This is a genomic window from Actinobaculum suis, from assembly GCF_900618115.1.
GTDB classification, from domain to species: Bacteria; Actinomycetota; Actinomycetes; order Actinomycetales; family Actinomycetaceae; genus Actinobaculum; species Actinobaculum suis.
On the sequence record NZ_UYIO01000001.1, the window covers coordinates 74,218 to 93,316 of the forward strand.

At 54.3% G+C, this 19,099-nt stretch carries 14 protein-coding genes; 6 read left to right on the plus strand and 8 right to left on the minus strand.

Features of this window, described 5'->3' with window-relative positions:
• Positions 1-59: 59 nt before the first annotated feature.
• The 5 genes from H8274_RS00330 (at position 60) to H8274_RS00350 (ending at position 7,467) form a co-directional block, all read left to right on the plus strand.
• Positions 60-2,303 carry a protein kinase family protein gene (locus tag H8274_RS00330; RefSeq protein ID WP_185933528.1) on the plus strand — a complete coding sequence of 748 codons (2,244 nt, stop codon included), beginning with the start codon at positions 60-62 and terminating at the stop codon, positions 2,301-2,303.
• Between the two features lie 686 nt (positions 2,304-2,989).
• Positions 2,990-3,943: a thioredoxin-disulfide reductase gene (gene trxB / locus H8274_RS00335; RefSeq protein WP_185933529.1), complete on the plus strand. Its 954-nt coding sequence runs from the start codon at positions 2,990-2,992 to the stop codon at positions 3,941-3,943.
• A gap of 13 nt (positions 3,944-3,956) precedes the next feature.
• Entirely contained in the window at positions 3,957-4,550 is a 594-nt protein-coding gene (locus tag H8274_RS00340; protein ID WP_185933530.1) for a hypothetical protein, read from the plus strand.
• A gap of 525 nt (positions 4,551-5,075) precedes the next feature.
• Positions 5,076-6,350 carry an aminotransferase-like domain-containing protein gene (locus H8274_RS00345; protein WP_049619679.1) on the plus strand — a complete coding sequence of 425 codons (1,275 nt, stop codon included), beginning with the start codon at positions 5,076-5,078 and terminating at the stop codon, positions 6,348-6,350.
• 73 nt (positions 6,351-6,423) lie between these two features.
• Positions 6,424-7,467: a D-alanine--D-alanine ligase family protein gene (locus H8274_RS00350; protein ID WP_185933531.1), complete on the plus strand. Its 1,044-nt coding sequence runs from the start codon at positions 6,424-6,426 to the stop codon at positions 7,465-7,467.
• Positions 7,468-7,620: 153 nt separating this feature from the next.
• On the opposite strand, the gene H8274_RS00355 is transcribed toward H8274_RS00350, so the two are convergent.
• The 8 genes from H8274_RS00355 to rpmH form a co-directional block, all read right to left on the minus strand.
• Positions 7,621-9,078 carry a ParB/RepB/Spo0J family partition protein gene (locus H8274_RS00355; RefSeq protein ID WP_185933532.1) on the minus strand — a complete coding sequence of 486 codons (1,458 nt, stop codon included), beginning with the start codon at positions 9,076-9,078 and terminating at the stop codon, positions 7,621-7,623.
• A 5-nt stretch (positions 9,079-9,083) separates the two neighbouring features.
• Positions 9,084-9,920, minus strand: a complete 837-nt coding sequence (locus H8274_RS00360; protein ID WP_476692235.1) for a ParA family protein — start codon at positions 9,918-9,920, stop codon at positions 9,084-9,086.
• A 654-nt stretch (positions 9,921-10,574) separates the two neighbouring features.
• Positions 10,575-11,300 carry a 16S rRNA (guanine(527)-N(7))-methyltransferase RsmG gene (rsmG, locus tag H8274_RS09625; RefSeq protein ID WP_338067688.1) on the minus strand — a complete coding sequence of 242 codons (726 nt, stop codon included), beginning with the start codon at positions 11,298-11,300 and terminating at the stop codon, positions 10,575-10,577.
• A 1,021-nt stretch (positions 11,301-12,321) separates the two neighbouring features.
• Complete coding sequence (locus H8274_RS00370) at positions 12,322-12,918, minus strand: Jag family protein (protein WP_185933535.1); 597 nt, start codon at positions 12,916-12,918, stop codon at positions 12,322-12,324.
• A 521-nt stretch (positions 12,919-13,439) separates the two neighbouring features.
• Positions 13,440-14,651, minus strand: coding sequence for a membrane protein insertase YidC (gene yidC, locus H8274_RS00375; protein ID WP_185933536.1), 1,212 nt, complete (start codon positions 14,649-14,651; stop codon positions 13,440-13,442).
• 10 nt (positions 14,652-14,661) lie between these two features.
• Positions 14,662-14,988, minus strand: coding sequence for a membrane protein insertion efficiency factor YidD (yidD, locus tag H8274_RS00380; protein ID WP_049619686.1), 327 nt, complete (start codon positions 14,986-14,988; stop codon positions 14,662-14,664).
• Positions 14,988-15,368 carry a ribonuclease P protein component gene (rnpA, locus tag H8274_RS09945; protein ID WP_074660965.1) on the minus strand — a complete coding sequence of 127 codons (381 nt, stop codon included), beginning with the start codon at positions 15,366-15,368 and terminating at the stop codon, positions 14,988-14,990. Before rnpA ends, yidD begins: the two co-directional genes overlap by 1 nt.
• Positions 15,369-15,509 carry a 50S ribosomal protein L34 gene (rpmH, locus tag H8274_RS00390; RefSeq protein ID WP_074660967.1) on the minus strand — a complete coding sequence of 47 codons (141 nt, stop codon included), beginning with the start codon at positions 15,507-15,509 and terminating at the stop codon, positions 15,369-15,371. It abuts the gene before it with no gap.
• Between the two features lie 885 nt (positions 15,510-16,394).
• Between rpmH and dnaA the strand changes: the two genes are divergently transcribed.
• A complete protein-coding gene (gene dnaA / locus H8274_RS00395) occupies positions 16,395-18,665 on the plus strand; it encodes a chromosomal replication initiator protein DnaA (protein WP_185933537.1) in 2,271 nt (756 codons plus the stop codon).
• Positions 18,666-19,099 lie beyond the last annotated feature (434 nt).

Here is a 19,099-nt window from a genome sequence, read left to right on the forward strand (position 1 = left end):
GGTTATCTATAGGATTGAGAGCAGGAATTTTGGCGGCCCAACCCACAAGGAGAAACGAAGTGGAAACAATAGGTGCGGTTGGATTAATGCTCGCTGAGCGCTATCGGCTCACGGAGCTGTATCCCGATCAACTAGACATTCCGGGAACGGAACAGTGGTACGGCGTCGACACGGTTCTCGGGACGGCCGTGCGCGTGCTTTTGATCGATCCCGCGCTGCCCACCGCGTCAGCGGGGATTGATGGGGCGCGTAGATCGGCGCTTATTGAAGACGCCCACGTGATTCGCACCCTTTCCGTGGGTTATAATTTCGTAATTACCGAACTTCCGCTGGGGATTTCGCTGGCGCATTTCCCGGAAGGGCAAGGTTTGGAGCCGGAATCGGCGCGAGCAATCGTGGGCGAGCTTTCGGCTGTGCTTTCGCAAACTTCCGCAAAGGGTATGCGGCATGTGCGTTTGCGGCCCTCCCGCGTACGGGTAGGCGATTCCGGGGAAGTTTATATTGACGGTTTAGGGATCGACGCCGCCCTGGCGGGAATTAACACCGATACACTTTCCTTGGCGGATGCCGATAATGCCGAAGCTTTTGGGCTCGCAAATTTCTTGGCTACCTTACTTGAAGGCCACGATGTAGATCCACGCGGGATTGAAGTACTTTCCGAAGACGCTTCGCTTCCGAAGGAAGTTCGGGACGTTTTGCAACGGGCGGGTTCACCGGCCGGTCTGCTCTCCCCCGGCGAGGTTTTGCGCCTGCTCGCGCCCTGGGATCCGATTGATCCGGCTTTGTTGCCACCTCAGGAACGTGGTGCTATGCCCGTGCCCGGCCCGTATGTTCCGGGCTCGATAGTATTTCCGGGCTCACTACGTCCGGGCGACGTAGCGCTCACCACTGCCACCCCGCAAACTCAACCCGGGCAAGGCATTCCCGGTACGAGCGGAAGCGATACCGAAGTCTATTCAATTTGGGGTTCGGCGCCCGACGAATATCCGTCCGACGAATATACGTCCGATGAATATGCGCCAGGCGGATATACGCCAGGTGCCGCGGCAGCTGAATCTACTGTTGGCGGTGTTGATGCTGGTTATGGCACCACTGCGGCTACCGCAGCTTCCGGCGCGGGGGCTACGGTTTCCGGCGCAGAGACTACAGTTTCCGGCGCAGGAGCTGCGGCTGGCGAAGCTGCAGATGTCGTAGCCGGTGGCACGCCCGATCCAGAACTGGGGATTATTGCGCCCGCGGATCCGAACCTAAAGCCGCATTGGAATGCTCCTTCCGGCATGGGCGATGGCGGAATTGGAGATCGTGGTATTGGCGCCGGTACCACGGGCGCGAGTGGCGCTGCTGCTGGCGTAATGGGTGCTGGTGCAAATGTTACGGGGGTGGCTGGTGCCGCGCCCGGCACTCCCCACGTTGGTGCTGTGCCCGAGGGCGATGCTTCCGGACAGCGTATTTTTGCACCCGTAACTTCGGTTCGTCCTGCCGGTTCGAGCCAAGCGGGTAGCGGGTCGCAAGGAACTGGCCGGGGTAGCGATTCGCGCGGTACCGATGCACGCGGGGGCCGCGCTGGCCGCGGCGGAACTGCTGATTCTTCCCGGCCTCGCGTTATTGATCGCGACGGTGCCGGTAAGGTGAGCTGGGCTTCCCAGATTTTCAATTCCTCCACGCTGATCGTAGGTGGCGCTATCTTGGTTTTGGCCTTCGCTGCTTGGTTTGCTGTAAGTAAGCTAACGAGCCCGCCCGGCGCCGTCGAAACTATTGCTCCAACTATTTCCGCACCACCAGCGCAAACAGCACCCGCAGAAAACGGAAGTGCACAGCAGGCATCCCCATCGCCAACACCCACGCCTTCCCCCACTCCTGCGGCGCCGCCGCAAATTGCTTCCTACACGCTGGTCAATCCGGACCCGAGTAACGAGCCCGGGCAGGATTTCCCGGACCATTTGCCGCGTGCTTTCGACGGCGATCCGAACACGCTATGGTCCACTTACGAGTATTTGCGGAACCCTGTTTTTGGCGGGCTCAAGGAAGGGATCGGCATCGAGGTTAAGTTGGCAGAGCCCACACAAGTACATAACGTGCATCTCAACGTGCAAGGTAACGGCGGCTCCGTACAGTGGCGAAATACGACGGCGGCCGATCCGGCCGGCGGCACCCTCGTAGCCGAAACCCCGATGAGCGGCAGCACGGTGCTAACCGCTGCGGAACCGGTAGAAACCGATACCGTGATGATTTGGTTCACGAAATTACCGACAAATCCCGAAGGGAAATTCCGTATCGACCTGGTAGACGTAACGATCGACTAATAATGTGACGGTCGTTCAGTAGCTGCGAATGTCGTTTTGTCCAGGGCAAGTGCACGCGAAACCATCGGGCAAACCTTCTGCGCGATTGTTTGTGCCTCTGTCTGTACCATTGTCGGCACCCCGGCCTACCTCATTGTGGTACCTCTGTCTGTATCATCGTCGGCACCCCGGCCTACCTCATTGTGGTACCTCTGTCTGTATCATCGTCGGCACCCCGGCTTACCCCATTGTCGGCACCTCTGCCTGCTCCTTCGGCGCGAATCGGATACCCGGCAGATGCGCTCAAGTTACCATGCGCTATAGCCGCGGGCACGCTGCGCGGAAAACCTAAACGGCATCACAGAAAGGCAAGGCGTAGGCACCGCGTGCGGTAGGCGTAGGCACCGCCTGCGGTAGGCGTAGGCACCGCCTGCGGTAGGCGTAGGCACCGCCTGCGGTAGGCGTAGGCACCGCCTGCGGAATAAGAAGACGTGCGGCGTCGTTTACCGGCATAGAAGCAAAGGCTCCTAAAACGACTCCGGCGGGAACCTGCCCGGTAGCAGTAGAACACTGAACGTGACCGTTACTCCGAGAAGTTTTCAGAAGTGTGTGAAGGCAAGTGGCGGAGAGGTGTAGTTTGCACCCTGGCCGTTTACCCTTCAATCACTTAGACTTGTTAGCCAGTTACGAGGTCAAGGTAAGGGAAAATGGCAGATAATAACATTCGCGATGTGATCGTTGTGGGCTCCGGCCCAGCCGGCTGGACGGCAGCCATGTATGCTGCCCGCGCCGGGCTGAAACCGCTGGTGATTGCGGGTGCCATCGATGCGGGCGGCGCGCTCATGACCACCACCGAAGTGGAGAACTTCCCAGGCTTTCCCGAAGGCGTGCAAGGTCCGGACCTTATGGGACGCATGCAGGAACAGGCCGAAAAGTTCGGTGCGGAAGTCGAATATGACGACGCAATCGAGCTAGAACTAGAAGGCCCCGTGAAGACCATCCGCACCGAAGAATCTGAATTCCAGGCGCGGACAGTTATTTTGGCACTCGGCTCTGCCTACAAAAAACTTGGCTTGGAAGGCGAGACTACGTTCGCGGCGCGCGGCGTTTCCTACTGCGCCACCTGCGACGGCTTTTTCTTTAAGGGTAAGGAAGTGGCAGTCGTCGGTGGTGGTGACTCAGCCGTTACCGAGGCCCTCTTCCTCACCCGTTTCGCTTCCACGGTTCACGTTATCCATCGCCGCGATGAATTGCGTGCTTCAAAGATTATGGCAGACCGCCTACAAGCCGATCCGAAGGTGCAGATACATTGGAACCGGCAAGTTGCCGATATCCAAGGTGAAGAAGGCGGTTCCATGAACAACTTGGTACTGCGGGATACGGTCACTGGTGAAACTGAAGATCTCCCGGTTTCTGCGCTATTTGTAGCTATCGGTCACGAACCACGTACTGCCGTACTTGGCGATCAAATCAAGCTCGACGCCGAAGGGCACATTTGCGTGGATGAACCGCATACCACCACTTCCGTTCCGGGAGTGTTTGCCTGCGGCGATGTGGTAGATAAGCATTACCGGCAGGCAATTTCAGCTGCGGGTACGGGATGCCGGGCCGCGCTCGACGCCGAACGGTACCTAGCCGATCTAGACAGTAGCGCCGAATAGGACAATCAACCTTATGAAAACTCACCCGCCTACCGATCAGCAGAAAACTGACTCCGTAGGCGGGTGGATTTTAACCTTCGTGAGTGCGAAGTGGGTGCCATCCACATCATCTATGCTCCGAATTTTTACCGAAGTTTTATTGGAGACCCATAAGGCCAGACCGGAACTTCCCTTGCTGGGCAAGATATTGGACGCCACCGAACAGATAAAACCGCAGGGTTTCCTCCCCCAAGATTCGCTCGACCTTTCTTTTAGTGCACCGCAACTCAAAGCCTTGGGGTGGGCAGAGAGCGACGCAGCAACAGCTTCACCAGGCACTTTCGAGAAAAACGGGCGACCTTTACTTGAAAGAAGCTCGCGGGATATTAATACCTTCGAACCGCATTTGGCATTTTTGCCGGCTCTGATTCTTGAGTGGGAAGAACCTGACGGACGGGAAGAGTACGAAGCGCAAGAGGACCTAAAAGAGCTAGGGCCGCGAGAGAAACAGGAGGAACCACGTGGCGTCGAATATGCGCGTTTCGAAGGCCAAGTGCCAAAACTTGAGATTAGGCAAAAGCTCCTCCAATGCTTCGATGGTATGGATGGCGAGCCCGTAGCCTGGTAGAGCGGGCCCTATCCCTACACGGAAATGTTTCACGTGAAACATTTCTAGCTAAGATCTTCACTCACTGTTTTTTAAAACCGCGCGATTCTCAACGCACTCCCTCTACAAGTTCGGCCCGTAGAAAGCCCTAATGTTTCACGTGAAACATTCTTGCCAACCCTCATCTTTTTGCCTCGATAATCCGAACTAGTCGTAGGCACGGATAAAGATGCCGCCTACGCATCACTCCCACTCCCCCGAAATGTTTCACGTGAAACATTTCGGTCGCACATTCTGCACGGCTCTGGAAAGTTCCAGATACCTGCCTCGAAATACAAGAAGAATCCTGGGAGTTAGTCCTTATCTGCCTAAAAGAAAATCCCATCCTGTACAAAAGAAGACGAATCGTGATTAGACCTCGCGCACCCCACGCGAGAGTGGATAATGTTAAGTGATTCGCGCTTTATTGAGCGCGACACCCGGGAAAATGCCGCCATCCACTTCAGGTGGTGGCACACTTTCTCCAGGTCATCAAGAAAGGACACAATGAGCGAGCGACAGGATCTATCTGCGCACGGTACACGCCTTGACCCTTGGTATAGCGTGTATGCCGACCGCGCCTTGGGGATGCGCCAATCAGAAGTGCGGCAATTATTCGCCGTAGCAAACCGGCCCGAAGTTGTTTCGCTTGCCGGTGGGATGCCAAATATTAGCGGACTCCCCATCGATTTCTTGTCCGAGATGATCGGACGACTCGTGAGTGAACGCGGCACAAAGATTCTTCAATATGGCGGCGGCCAGGGTGAAGAAGAACTCCGGGAAATGATCGTTGAGGTCATGCGCCCAGATGGCGTGCGTGGACATCCGGATGACATTACGGTAACCACAGGGAGCCAGCAAGCACTCGATCTAATTTCCGAGATTTTCATTAATCCCGGTGATGTGGTTCTAGCGGAGGCACCTTCCTATGTGGGCGCCTTAGGAACCTTCCGCGCTTATCAAGCAAATGTAATTCATGTGGGTATGGATGAGCATGGCCTTATCCCCGAAGACCTCGAAGAGACAATTAGGGAGCTTGAAAAAGCAGGGAGACCCATAAAATTCCTGTATACCATCCCGAATTTCCACAATCCTGCCGGGGTTGTACTCAGCGCTGAGAGACGACCGATCATTGCCGAGATATGCAAACGCCATCACGTTTTAATTGTCGAAGATAACCCCTATGGTTTGCTTGGTTTCAATGGTGATCCTTTGCCCTCCTTGCAGACTTTTAATCCAGACGGCGTCGTCTATCTCGGCTCCTTCTCGAAGACTTTCGCACCCGGATTCCGTGTGGGCTGGGCCTATGCACCGCCCGCCGTTTCTGCACGCATCACCCTCGCCAATGAGAACGCGATTTTGTGCCCCACTACTTTTGGTCAGCTAGTTATTGCTGAATATCTACGCACATATGATTGGTACGACCAAATCGAAAAGTATCGCGCACAGTACGCAGAGCGTGGTGCAGCGATGCAAGATGCGCTCGAAAGATACATGCCGATGTGCACGTGGAACAAACCGGTCGGCGGTTTCTACACGTGGGTCGGTTTACCTGAAGGACTTGACGCGAAGGATATGCTCCCGCGTGCGGTAACAAATCTGGTTGCTTATGTTTCTGGTACCGCCTTCTATGCAGACGGGCAGGGCGGCGATCATATGCGGCTTTCCTTCTGCTACCCCACGCCGGAAGAGATTACCGAGGGTGTGCGCCGGCTCGGAGAAGTTGTGTCCGCCGAAGCGGAACTCGTTGATATGTTCGGAATAGGTTCTGACCAAAACTAGCAATAACGGGCGCGGAACCTCACCGATGAGGAGTCCGATCACTTGGGTACGAATTACAAAGGATGACAAAATAATGAGCAAGGTACTAACGGTAGCTATTTTGGCTGGCGGGCTCACTCATGAACGAGATGTCTCGCTGAGCTCAGGAAGGCGCGTAGCCAGCCTATTGCGTGAGGCCGGTATGAACGCCAAAGTTTTGGATGTGGATGCTTCCCTTTTGCAGCGACTAGATTCTATGAATCCTGATGTTGTGTGGCCACTTGTGCATGGCACCACGGGCGAAGATGGGGCATTACAAGATCTGCTTTCACTCGCCGGATACACTTTCGTGGGCTCCACAGCGAATGCGGCTCGCACCGCTTCATCTAAGGCCGGGGCGCAATCTACTTTGCGGCATGCAGGCTTGCAGGTTCCGTGGTCGGTAACATTCCCGGAGAAGCTTTTCCGGGAGATCGGGGTTGCGCCTATTCTCGATCTGCTCGGCTCGAAGATTGGTTTTCCCCTCGTTGTAAAGCCGAATCTCGGCGGATCTGCACTTGGGGTTTCGATTGTTTCACATGAAGCGGATCTTCCACGCGCGATGGTTGACTGCTTCGCATACGGGGAGGCCGCGCACGTCGAATCCTACGTGGAAGGAACTGAGATTGCAGTTTCGGTTCTAGAGCTCGACGGCGAAGTCATTGCCCTTCCGCCCGTCGAAATAGACACAGATGGTCCCTACGATTACGATGCTCGCTACAACGCCGGCCGTGCCGAATACTTCATTCCAGCTCGCCTACCTGAAGCCGTTATTGACTCGGCAAAGGAAGCTGCTATTCGGGCACATCAGGTTTTGCGGCTCCGGGATATATCTCGTATAGATATGATTGTCTCCGATTCACAGCCAATTATTATTGACGCCAATGTTGCACCCGGAATGACAGAGACTTCTCTACTTCCTCAAGCTGTAGAGGCGTTTTCACGTGAACTACAGGTTCCCGTAGAAGACATTTACCTGCAAATTCTGCGTACCGCGGCGAATCGAGCGAATGGTTGTACAGATCCGGCTGCATCTAAAGATTTGGCACAGCCGGTTGCCACAGACAATGCGGATTCAGTTGCCAAGGCGGCCGATTAGATGTTCTAATACGCCCGCCCGCCAAGCATCGACTTTCTTGTTCTAAGGGACCGCTACCGTATTAGAACTCGAGACCTTGTATCAGTACTGAATAAAAATCTCCCGGGAGAAGAACTTATGGCCTTCTCCCGGGAGATTTTTTGTAATTACAGATCAGGATTTGCTTTCCGGCTCTTCAACAATGAGTGAAGCTTCGCCGGGGGCTAGTACTTCGAGTATGCGATTGAGGTCATCAATGTCCGCAAAATCGATTGTCATTGATCCCTTATTTTGACCAAAGCGCACTTTGACCTTCGTTTCGAAGCGGTCAGATAGATGGCCGGCCAGGGTGTTGAGCTCAGCCTGATAACGGCCGGCCCGGCGGCGCGTCCGCGGTTTTTTCTCCTGCTTATCAATTCCCATCGCCACGATTTCTTCCACCTGGCGAACGGATAGATTCTCGGCCACAATCCTTTGTGCCAAAATCTCCATATCTGCGGGATCTGCTAGGCCTAGCAATGCTCGTGCATGCCCAGCGGAAAGAACACCTGCCGCTACCCTCTTCTGGACTAGTGCTGGTAGGCGCAAAAGCCGCAGGGTGTTCGTAATAACCGGCCGCGACTTTGATATCTTCCGCGATAGTTCTTCCTGAGTCCATCCAAAATCCTCGATAAGCTGCTGGTATGCAGCCGCCTCTTCCAATGGATTAAGTTGTACACGATGCAAATTCTCGAGAAGCGCATCCCGCAGCAGATCATCTTCCTGTGTGCGCCTAACGATTGCAGGAATCGAATCTAAGCCCGCTTTCTGCGATGCGCGCCAGCGCCGCTCCCCCATAATGAGTTCATAACGGGCAGCTGGATTATCTTCCAAAGGCTCTGTAAGCGGGCGAACCACGATTGGCTGCAAGACTCCAACTTGAGAAATAGAGTCTGCTAATTCCTCTAGTTCCTCTTCATCGAAGTACTGCCGGGGCTGGGCTCTATTAGCAACAATCTGTTCGAGCGGAATCTCCGCGAAAGTTGCACCAGGAACCGGAACCAGATCGTCCGAATCAACGTCCTTATCTACTCCCAGGCCTGGTTCTCGATCCGTAGTAACAGGACCCGTTGCGCCTTTATCAGCTACTTGATTGGAAGAGACCTCCTCCGGCAAAGTGGTTTCCTCGACATCAAGCTTTGCCTCCTCCACTGGAGTCTGTTTCTTGGGTTTAGCAGATACCCTAGTTTTTTGCTTAATTGCGTCCTGTGTTTCTACGGGTGCCTCATTCGCGACTTTGGTCGTAGCTTTAGCAGAAAGCTTCGGCCCCTTTGGTGCTGCCTTCCTGGCAGAAGCTTTATTTTCGGAGCTAGTCTTTGGTGTCGTTGATTCTGTTTCAGTCCGCGCGGTCGGGGAGTCATCCCGCAATGAGGCTGTTCCAACTACTTCCTTCGAAGGTGGCAATGTTTCACGTGAAACATTTCCCTCCCCCGGAGCCTGTTTAGTCTGAGCTTCTCCTTTGTCTACTGCTTTTGGTGCATGTGGTGTTCCACCGAAGAAAACATCGATTGGGCTATTAGTTGCTTCTTTTTGCGATTCTGGGATAAGCGCGCCGAGCCCGGCGCCTAGACCACGTCGTTTCTGTTTAGCCATCTCTCCTAATCAGCTCTCTCAGTAATCTCGTGCGCCGCGCTCGTGTATGCGATTGCCGCAGATGATCTCTCGTCATATGTAACCACGGTTTGACCAAAGGAAGGTGACTCCGCTGCTGTCACATTTCGTGGTATTTCTGTATCAAGTGTTTGCTTCGGGAAGTATTCGCGCACATTTTGTGCCACATCTTGCGAAAGTCGGGTGCGGCCGTCATACATGGTAATGAGGATTGTGCTGATGCGTAGATCTGGATTTGCTGAAGACCGTGCCATTTCGATAGTTTCGCGCAGTTGTGCCAGACCTTCCAGGGCGTAATACTCTGCCTGCACCGGAATCAAAACCTCTCCGGCAGCAACAAGGGCGTTCAGTGGGATTAACCCCATAGAAGGTGGGCAGTCAATAAACACATAGTCATAGTGAAGCCCTTGAGATTCGGCGTATTTGAGATACTCCTGCAATACATCGCTGAGCCTAGTTAGTCGATCTGGTTCTGCCGCAATTTGCATATCAAGGGCGGATAATTCGATCGTTGCTGGCACCACCTTGAGCCGGGACAGTTTGTCGTTTTGCTTGACGATGTCCTTGAGCGAAATCTTGCCCATCAGCGCGTGGTACAAGGAATTACCGCGTGTTTCCGGCGCGCATCCTAGGGCGGTAGACGCATTCCCCTGCGGGTCGGCATCTATTACTAAAACATTGAGGCCAGCTTTTGCCATGGCCGCCGCAAGATTTGTAACAGAAGTAGTTTTTCCAACTCCACCCTTCTGATTCGCGACGGCAATAATTCGGGTCTGCTTCGGTCTCTTCCAATTATCTTCCGTAGCACTCTCCAAACGGGCCATATCCCGAGCAAGAGCTGCCCCTACAGGAGTGTCGTCACCTGACCAACCGTCCCAAAATGCGTGTTTACCATTTCGCTCTGAAGACACACGAACCTTCTTCCTCGGATCACTCATGAGCACCTCCCTGACCTTCCCTAAGTCTATCGACGCCCAACGACACTCAAGCACAGACATTCCTGAGTCAATCCCACATATAAGGGACGGCACAGCTTTTACATACCTGCCTCACATCTTCCCTTCACCACAGTACGGATTTCCAGGAGGGTTTCAACTCGACGTCCGGGACTTTCCACAGGTACTTTACGAAATAGGACGCAAAGAAATCTGTTGCTAGGACTATGGTGTTATTCGTGAGCGCGGACAAAACCAAGATACTTGACCAATAGTAGTCTGACGAAATGTTTCACGTGAAACATTTCGAATCGCGTGAGGTTAAGGCACCTAAGAGTGTTCACATTACACAGAGCAGCTCGAATCGAGCGCGTCGCGTGCAGATACGGTTCTCTCTGGGCTTCCTAATGTTTCACGTGAAACATTCAGAGGCCCAGAGTGATTGATTCCCAATTATCCATTCGCTACGAAAACAGCTACTTCTTCGCCACTTCAAGAATACGAGTTACTTCCTGGGTGCCGAAAGGCTTGCGATCATATATATCAGCCCAGGCGGCTCCCTCTTTTTTTCAGCTGAGGAATCGCCTCTCGAATTTCTTGTTCGGCTTTCTTACCCTTCAAGGCAAGTAGTGAGCCTCCCGGTTTAACCAGCGGTAGCGTGATTCGCGTGAGTTTCTTTAATGCCGCCACCGCACGCGCAGTCACAATGTCATAAGTTTGTTTCCCATGAAGATCTTCAGCTCGGCATGCTTTAACGCGAACATTATCTAGAGCCAACTCCGCCGTGACAAACTGCAGCCATTCCACGCGGCGCTCCATTGATTCGACGAGCACTACATTACAGTCGGGACGTTGGATCGCGAGAACTATGCCGGGAAAACCTGCACCTGATCCCACATCAGCAACGCTCGCCTTATTAGGGATAAATTCATCGAGGACGGTCGAGTTTAGAATATGACGTTCCCAGAGTCTTTCGAGTTCGCGAGGTCCGATTAGCCCACGCTTCTCCCCTTCTTCTTCGAGTAATCCAGCAAAGGCCAACAATCGCAACCAAGCTTCATCACCAAAGTGTTCTAATCCTCCTTCTGGAGGAACTTCAACCGAGTTCGCACTCGGTCTATCGTCATGCTGTGATCTAGTTTCATTCCTTGCCGCGGGACCGTCACCGAAGGGATCCGCACGTGCGCGAATCTGGGTTTTCGATTCTCCCGATTCATTCTCTTCTCCGCTGTCGGCATTTTTTTCCGGATCAAAATCTTCGGTCTTCACGCCGTGACCTTTCCGTATGGTTGCATTTTCTGATAGTGCATCGGGCAGAAACGGAGCACATACGCAACTTCGAAACATCCCTATGATGAGTCTAGGGGTTATTCATTACCGTGGTGAGTTTATTTTTATGAAGATCCGGAGCTTTCCGATTCCCGGCTCCCAAGTAGTTTTACAGACTATCAACCGCTTGTTACGGATTATCAAACGCTTGTTACCGGCTATCAACCGTTTACTACGGGCACTTGCCAAATAACGGTCAAGTTATTGCCGACCGGCAACTAGTTGTTCCCGGCTAGGACAGCTTTAGATTTCCTTAGGTCCGCCCAATGTTTCACGTGAAACATTCCCAACATTAAGGCGGGACCAAATTTGCTCTAGAACCGCACTTTCGTCGCGAACATGCGCGCAAAGGTTTATCAAGGCATGCTTCCTAGCCGCAGAGATGCCTACATGAATTCGGCCGTGTAGCGATTGTCTCGCGAAAACTTACCTATTCATCCACGAAGCTGCCGAATGAACAAGTAAATTGCGGATGCTCGGACATCGGATCGCTTCCTATTCGCCTCGCGTCGTCGCAAGTACAGCCGCGCAACACAGGAATCAACCCGCAAAACAGAGACCTGCCCAGATATAAGTTCGCAGCTCCCGCGAAACATATCCTAGTTATATCTTTTCGCGGGAGGCTCTCACTAAATTCGTCTCCGTCTATTCCGGATAACTGTGCAGTGCTTCGATAGCGTTGCTGAAAGCTACGTACCGTAGTTGCCCACTTATTTACACACAGTCGCTTGGCGCATTCTCGTTTAGGTGCGCGCTCGAGTTTTACTATCTACTTTTTAGCGCCAAATACCTCTTTTTTAGCGCCGAATACCACCCTTTAGTGCCGAATACTGCCCTAAAGCGCCAAACACCGCTCTTTAGCGCCAAACACCGCACTAAAGTGCCGAACACCGCCCTTTAGTACCGAACGCTGCTCTTTAGTATTGGATGCAGCTTTCAGCGCTTGGTATTGCTTGTGTTCTTAGTCGGCGCTTTCTGCACTGGCGGCACTATCTTCGTGCTCGTCGTAGTCGTCATATTCGTCATCATCTTCATCCGAGACGATCTCATATTCGCCGTATTCATCATCAGCAGGCTTGATAACGACGTGGCGGTGTGAACCGTATCCTTCAGAATCTGAGAGAAGTCCGGCCGCCGCAACGGCGTCGTGAACCACTTTGCGTTCGAAGGGGTTCATCGGGTCGAGTTCAATCTCGTCACCGGTATCGATTACTTCTTGGATAGCTTGTTCCGCAAGCTCGGAAACCTTCTCGCGCCGCTCCTGCCGATATCCAGCAATATCAACCATGAGTCGGGAGCGTTCGCCGGTTTGTTGCTGCACGGCCAACCGGGTCAAACTCTGCAGGGCATTCACACCCTCGCCATGCTTACCAATGAGCCGGCGCAGCCGCGAATCCGCTTCCCCCTCGATAACAATAGCTACCGTTGCCCGGTCCCGATCCACGGAAATCTCAATATCGCCATCCAAATCGGCAATATCAAGCAGTTCCTCCAAATAGTCTGCGGCTAAATCGCCTTCCTTATCTAGATTCGGTTCCTTCGCAGGTACTTCACTCATTGTCTTACCTTTCTTCGGTCTATATTCCGCGATAGTTCTCGTTAAATTTTACTTCTATATCGACGCCGGATTCTCGCGCTACGTGCTACTACCGGTGTATCTCATACATGTTTGGCACCGATTATCTTTCGGTCCCAATCGTCCGTTACTCCCGAACACCGACTCGGCACTCCCGAAACGGCATGCATTCGTGCCTGCATTCCGCGCCAGCTTACGCACCTGCGCCGCCCCGGGGCAAAGAAACTTCCAGACCGTAGTGTCCGTAGCGCAAGATCCCGCAATGCACGGCCGCGGAGCTGCGAACAGTCCCGCCACTGGCACCGGCTAGGCACTGCCACTGGCACGGGCTAGGCACTGCCACTGGCACGGGCTAGGCACTGCCACTGGCACGGGCTAGGCACTGCCACCGGCACGGGCTAGGCACTGCCAACAGTCCCACCACCGAAACCGCCACTTACTTCCACCACTGCCATTATTACTATCTGGCCCAGTCTAGAAAGCCATCGCTTCTTATCGGCGGCTTAGCGGCGCCGCTTCTTCCGCTTCGACTTGGCGCGGGCGCGTTCGGCTTGCCGGCGTTCGTAGCGCTTGCGCGCCCGCTCTTCGTCCGTCAATCCGTCCTTGCCGCGAGCTTCTCCATCACTTTCGGCGCTATCCGCGTCTGCCGAGGCAGATTCTTCAAGTGCGGCGTCTTCCGTTTCCCCGCCTTCTTCGGTTTCCAGACCTCCGGCGGCAAAGCGATCGGTAACGCCCGCCTTCTTCGCGCGCGCCTTACTCATCGGCTGTTTGCGCTGCCCGCCGGCCGCGCTCTTCTGCTCTAATTCTTCGATTTCTTCTTCCGAAAGTCCCTCTTCCTTGAGGCCCTTGCGGCGCCGTGCGCGTGCCAAACGTTCTTCGCGCTGGCGATAAGCTTTCGAACCTGGGGTCGGGTTATTGCGAATAAACCAAGCCTGCTGGCCCATGTTCCACAGGTTGCCTGCGCACCAATAAATCAGCACGCCCACCGGGAAGGCATAACCGGAGAATACGTAAATGAGCGGCATACCGTACAGCATGTACTTCTGCATCCGCAGCGCCGGGTTGCCTTCGTCTTCGCCTTCTTTATGCTCCGGCATGTTCTTCGTTAGCAACTGGCGTTGGGTCCAGAACATGGAAAGGCACATTACTACCACGAGGATCCCGGCCACTACTCGAATGGTTACCGGCGAATATCCCGGGGCTTTGTTTGCCATCGCGAAGGAGGCAGACATTGGCGCGCCGAAGAAAGTCGAATTCAAGAAATCATCTGCAAGGCTGGCATCCAGCGGCCCAATTGCGGCATGCTCGCCCGATGCAATCATCGGGAACTTATAAAGCACGCGGAATAGAGAGAACAGGATCGGCATTTGTACGAGCATCGGCCAACAGGAAGCCATTGGCGATACCCCGTGCTTGCGGTATAGGGCCTGAATCTCTTCCGCCTGCCGCTGCTGGGAGATCGTATCCTTCTTGTTCTTGTATTTCTCCCTGATCTTCATCATTTTTGGTTGCAAGATCTGGGTAGATCGGCTTGCCTTAATCTGCCGGTTGTACAGAGGAAGAATGACCAGTCGTACCACGACCGTCAAACCGATAATGGAAAGCACCCAGGCTGGGCCGGACCCGTCGGCCATTCCAATTGCAACAAGTCCCTTATGAATCCCGTAGAGGACCCACGAGATAACCCACATGAATGGGCTAAGGATTGTATCCACGCGTTATCTCCTAGCGTTCTGCCCGTTCCGCCTGCGCGGATAAATCGGCATCTTCCTTCTTATAAAGCTCGATGAGTTCATCGTGATCGAGCGGCCGGCGCGGCCACTCACCTTTAGCTGGTACCCGATCTACGCCGCCCTTAGTGAAAGGGTTGCACCGTAGCAGGCGCCAGATACTTAAGAGTGTACCCTTTAACGCTCCGTGTACTTGCAAGCACTCGATAGCGTAGGCACTACAAGTGGGGGCATAGCGGCAACGCGGCGGATTAGCGGCTGAAATATTGCGCTGATACCACCTTATAACGCGGATGAGTGCGCGCCCTATTGCCCCGTTCATTAGTTTCGCCTCGTTCTTTGCCCGGTTTGTTGCTTCCGAGCGCGGTGGAGTGCGCGGTCAAAATCTGCGGTGAGCTGCGCATATGTGCTGCCATTTGCGGCGGGAAAGGCGCGTACGACGACGCACTCGCCGTCGTTCAGTTCCCCCAGCTTCTCTCGCACTATGTGCCGTAGTTGACGCGTAAGGCGATGGCGTACAACTGAGTTCCCAACCTTTTTAGATACCGCAAAACCGACCCGCACAGGGTGAGGGCCGGTTATCTCATCTGCGGCGTGATTCTCCCCGATTGCTACTTGCAACCGGCGAGAATTCCCGCGTACTCCCGAAAATGCCGCTGCGAAATCTTCCGATCTCCGCATACGGTGATCGGAGCTCAGCATTTAAGCGGTTAGCCTGGCGCGGCCCTTACGACGGCGGGCCGCAATAACGGCGCGGCCGGCGCGGGTACGCATACGCTTGCGGAAACCGTGAACCTTGGAACGGTGACGGTTATTCGGCTGGAACGTCCGCTTTGTACTCACGGTGATCCTCCCAAATCTGACGGCGAGCTTTACCCCGGCGGGGCCCTGTCTATCCCAGAAAATCTGAGCACTCTCGAGAGCATCGCCGCGTCAAAGTTCGCATGAAACTTACAATGCGCATAGTTACACCTATGCACGGACTAATCGACTTTACGTGTTATTTGCCCTTCTGGTCAATGATTTCGGTCCCGCGGTGACCGTGATCTCACAGAGATCTAACGGCTTGGCGGCGCGGTTCCTTTATCGCAATTCACCACCCACGCTTACCACGTTTCACTTTCTTGAGATTTTCCAATACTGCGGCTCGCCGCAAAATTCCGCTCCGCGCATCTCACTTTTTTCTGTGTGCACAGATGTGGATTGCGCGCAGACGCCGATCTTTCGGCGTCGTTTACACAAACGCAAACTAAAACACACGCATGTAATTTCCACAGGTGTGGACAGACCTGTGGATAACTCACTCGCAGATTCGCGCGGAATGACCTACCATGAATCCACAGAAACCGGGCCCAGCTCGCGTAAATCTGCGCAAAGTCCTGTATTTACGCCGTTTTGAGAGGGGTGGAAACTTTCGGGAAGTTATCCACAGGTCCTAGTATGAGGGCCGCTAGCCGTGGATAAAATCCTCCAAGGATCCGCTCGCCTTACTGCGGTGGGCGCCCTGTTTCACAGTTTTCGCATCCCGCGGCAACTGGCGTGCAACCTGCTTGTAACACGCTTGCAACTGGCTTGTAACTAGCGTGCAAGTAGCTGGTATTTAGCTCGCGCGCCAGCTCGTGCGTTGCCCGTGTGCTTTCGTAGCACCACAGGTGCCGCCGAAAAATCCGCGGGTGCCTGATTTATCGTCCACGCATTCGTACACCGTAGATAAGGGGAAAGGAACTGATGTCAGATTCGAATCCTGCCCAAGATGCTTGGCTTGCCGCCATGGAGCTATTAAGGGCCGAGGATGCTCTTTCCGATTCCCAGGCTGCCTTTGTGCGGATGGCTCGCCCTCTGGCCATGGCAGACGAAATCTTCATGATCACAGTCGGCTCCGATTTTGTGAAGAACTGGATTGAAGAGCATGTCTCCGCAGCCATGACGGAAAAGCTTTCGGCCATCCTCGGCCGGCAGGTGCGAATCGTCATTTCCGTAGACCCTTCGATTAACGAGACGCCGTTACCCTCCCGCACACCGACCGGTATGGCAAGTGTCACTGACGTTTCCACCCGGGGGATTTCTCGTCCCGCTACCAATACCGGAGCGGTAAATACGGGCAGCACGGGCGGCACGAGCAGCGCGGGCAGCACGGGCGGCACGAGCAGCGCGGGCAGCACGATCGGCGCAGGAAGTCCTAGTAGTTCTGCCCCGCAGGCTTCGCCGCTCTCTCCGGTCGCCAATATTTCTCCTGTTTCTGCTGGTAGTGCCGGTAATTCTGGAGCGGACACCGCGGGCACATTTGCCACTGCGAGTTCTGCGGCCGGCGCGAGTGCCGCTTCTACCGCTGCGCCAGAATATTTGACCGGCAGCTCCGCGGTAGCTTCTGCTTCTGCACCTTCCGCGGCCGCCGCCTCAAACCGCCCGGTTTCGGGTCTTCGTTCCGAAGCTCCGGGAAATATTCCTGCTGGCGCGCGCCCAAACGTTCCTGCGGATGTTTCTTCCAAACTTCCTTCCCGGGTGCCCACGGCAAGCTCCCTGAGTTCTGCACCTTCCACTTTTTCCGCTCCGGGTGTGGCTCGCGATGCCGGCGCCCCGGGCGTCGTGCCCGTTACCGAGGCTACTGCTCCGCTTAGCGACGACGCCGCACCGACCCCCGCACCCGCCCCAGAATTTGCGGCCGATCCGGGCACTAACCAGCTCACTCTTGACCGAGCGATGCGTCCGGCACATAAATCAACTTGGGAACCGCCGGCCGAACCAACCTCATATGTGGATTTGATTGCGGCCCGCGGGCATTTGGATAATGCACCGGCGGCTACCAGTGGGCAGGGCAATTCGCGTTTCCAATACGGTGGTTATCCGGCTGAAGAGGAAACGGTGGCGGCCGCACTCAATGCGACTGCGGCGGCAAGTTCCACCCGTACCAGCCCGGATGAGGCGCAAGATCCGAGTTTTGCGGCCCGCGCCCATAAAGCCGGCCTCAATCCGAAATATACTTTCGACAATTTTGTGATTGGGGATTCGAACCGTTTTCCTTCCGCCACTTCCTTGGCGGTGGCCGAATCTCCCGGCACGAGTTACAACCCGCTGTTCTTGTACTCAGATTCCGGGATGGGAAAAACCCATCTTATGCACGCCATTGGAAATTATGCTTTGGCGCTCTATCCGGAAATCGCGGTACGTTATATCTCGGCAGAAGAATTCACGAATGCTTTCATCAATGCTTTGCGCGATAACAAGCAAAGCGAATTTAAAGATACTTTCCGAAATGTAGACGTGCTACTCATTGATGATATTCAATTCATTGGCGGCCGCGAATCTACCGTGGAAGAGTTCTTCCATACTTTTAACGCTTTGACGAACCAAAACAAACAGATCGTTATTACTTCAGATGTGGCACCGAATCTACTCAACGGGTTTGGGGAACGTATGCTTTCTCGGTTCAATTCCGGAGTTGTAGCTTCGATCGATCGCCCCAATCTGGAAACGCGCGTGGCAATTTTGGAGAAGAAAGCCCATGCGGATCAGATTGATGTGCCGCGGGACGTGCAAGAATATATTGCCACGAACATGACTACAAATATTCGCGAAATGGAAGGGGCCTTGCGCCGCGTCACCGCTTTCGCAGATCTTTCCAAACAGCCGGTTTCCTTGACGCTGGCGGAAATGGTGCTCAAGGATCTGATTTCTGATCCTGAATCGGTGCAGATCCAACCGTCGATGATTATGGCGCAAACCGCAAACTATTTCCGGGTTTCGATAGACGACCTAACCAGCGCGGATCGTTCCCGCCTGCCTACCACAGCCCGGCAAATCGCCATGTATCTGTGCCGCGAACTCACCGATCTTTCCCTGCCAAAAATCGGTGCTATCTTCGGCGGCCGCGACCACACCACGGTCATGCATGCCTGCCGCAAAATCGACAAACAAATCGCCGAGCAGCAAAGTACCTACAACCAGGTCTCTGAACTCTCGGTCCGCATCAAACAGGAAGCCACCGGCCACAATTCCTAAGAACTTCCGCCGTGTTCTCTAGCTACACACTGCTGTTACCTGTAGCTAGAGATCGCTGAGCTGTTATCTGTAGCTAGAGATCGCTGATTCCTGTAGCTAAAGCTTGCTGCTTCCTTATTTTCTTGTAGTGCACGCCGCGCCATAGCCATTTTCGGCTCCTGCGCGGCGCTTTTCCGAGCGCTTATCAATCTTTTACCGTTTACTGGTTGTGTGACTTGGCTACCGTTTTACTGGTTGCGTTACTTGGCTAGCGGTTATTGGCTGCATTTCGTTCCGAGGTTCGACGTCGTACCTCTACTTCCCGGGAAAAGTAGCGTAACGTTACTCTCCGCGCCGAATGCTGCGTACCTAATGCGTACCTAAATCGCTTGCGCACCGTTTTACCCACGCAGCTCGTGGCCGGCCGGGCTGCCAAAAACTAGACCGCCAGTTAA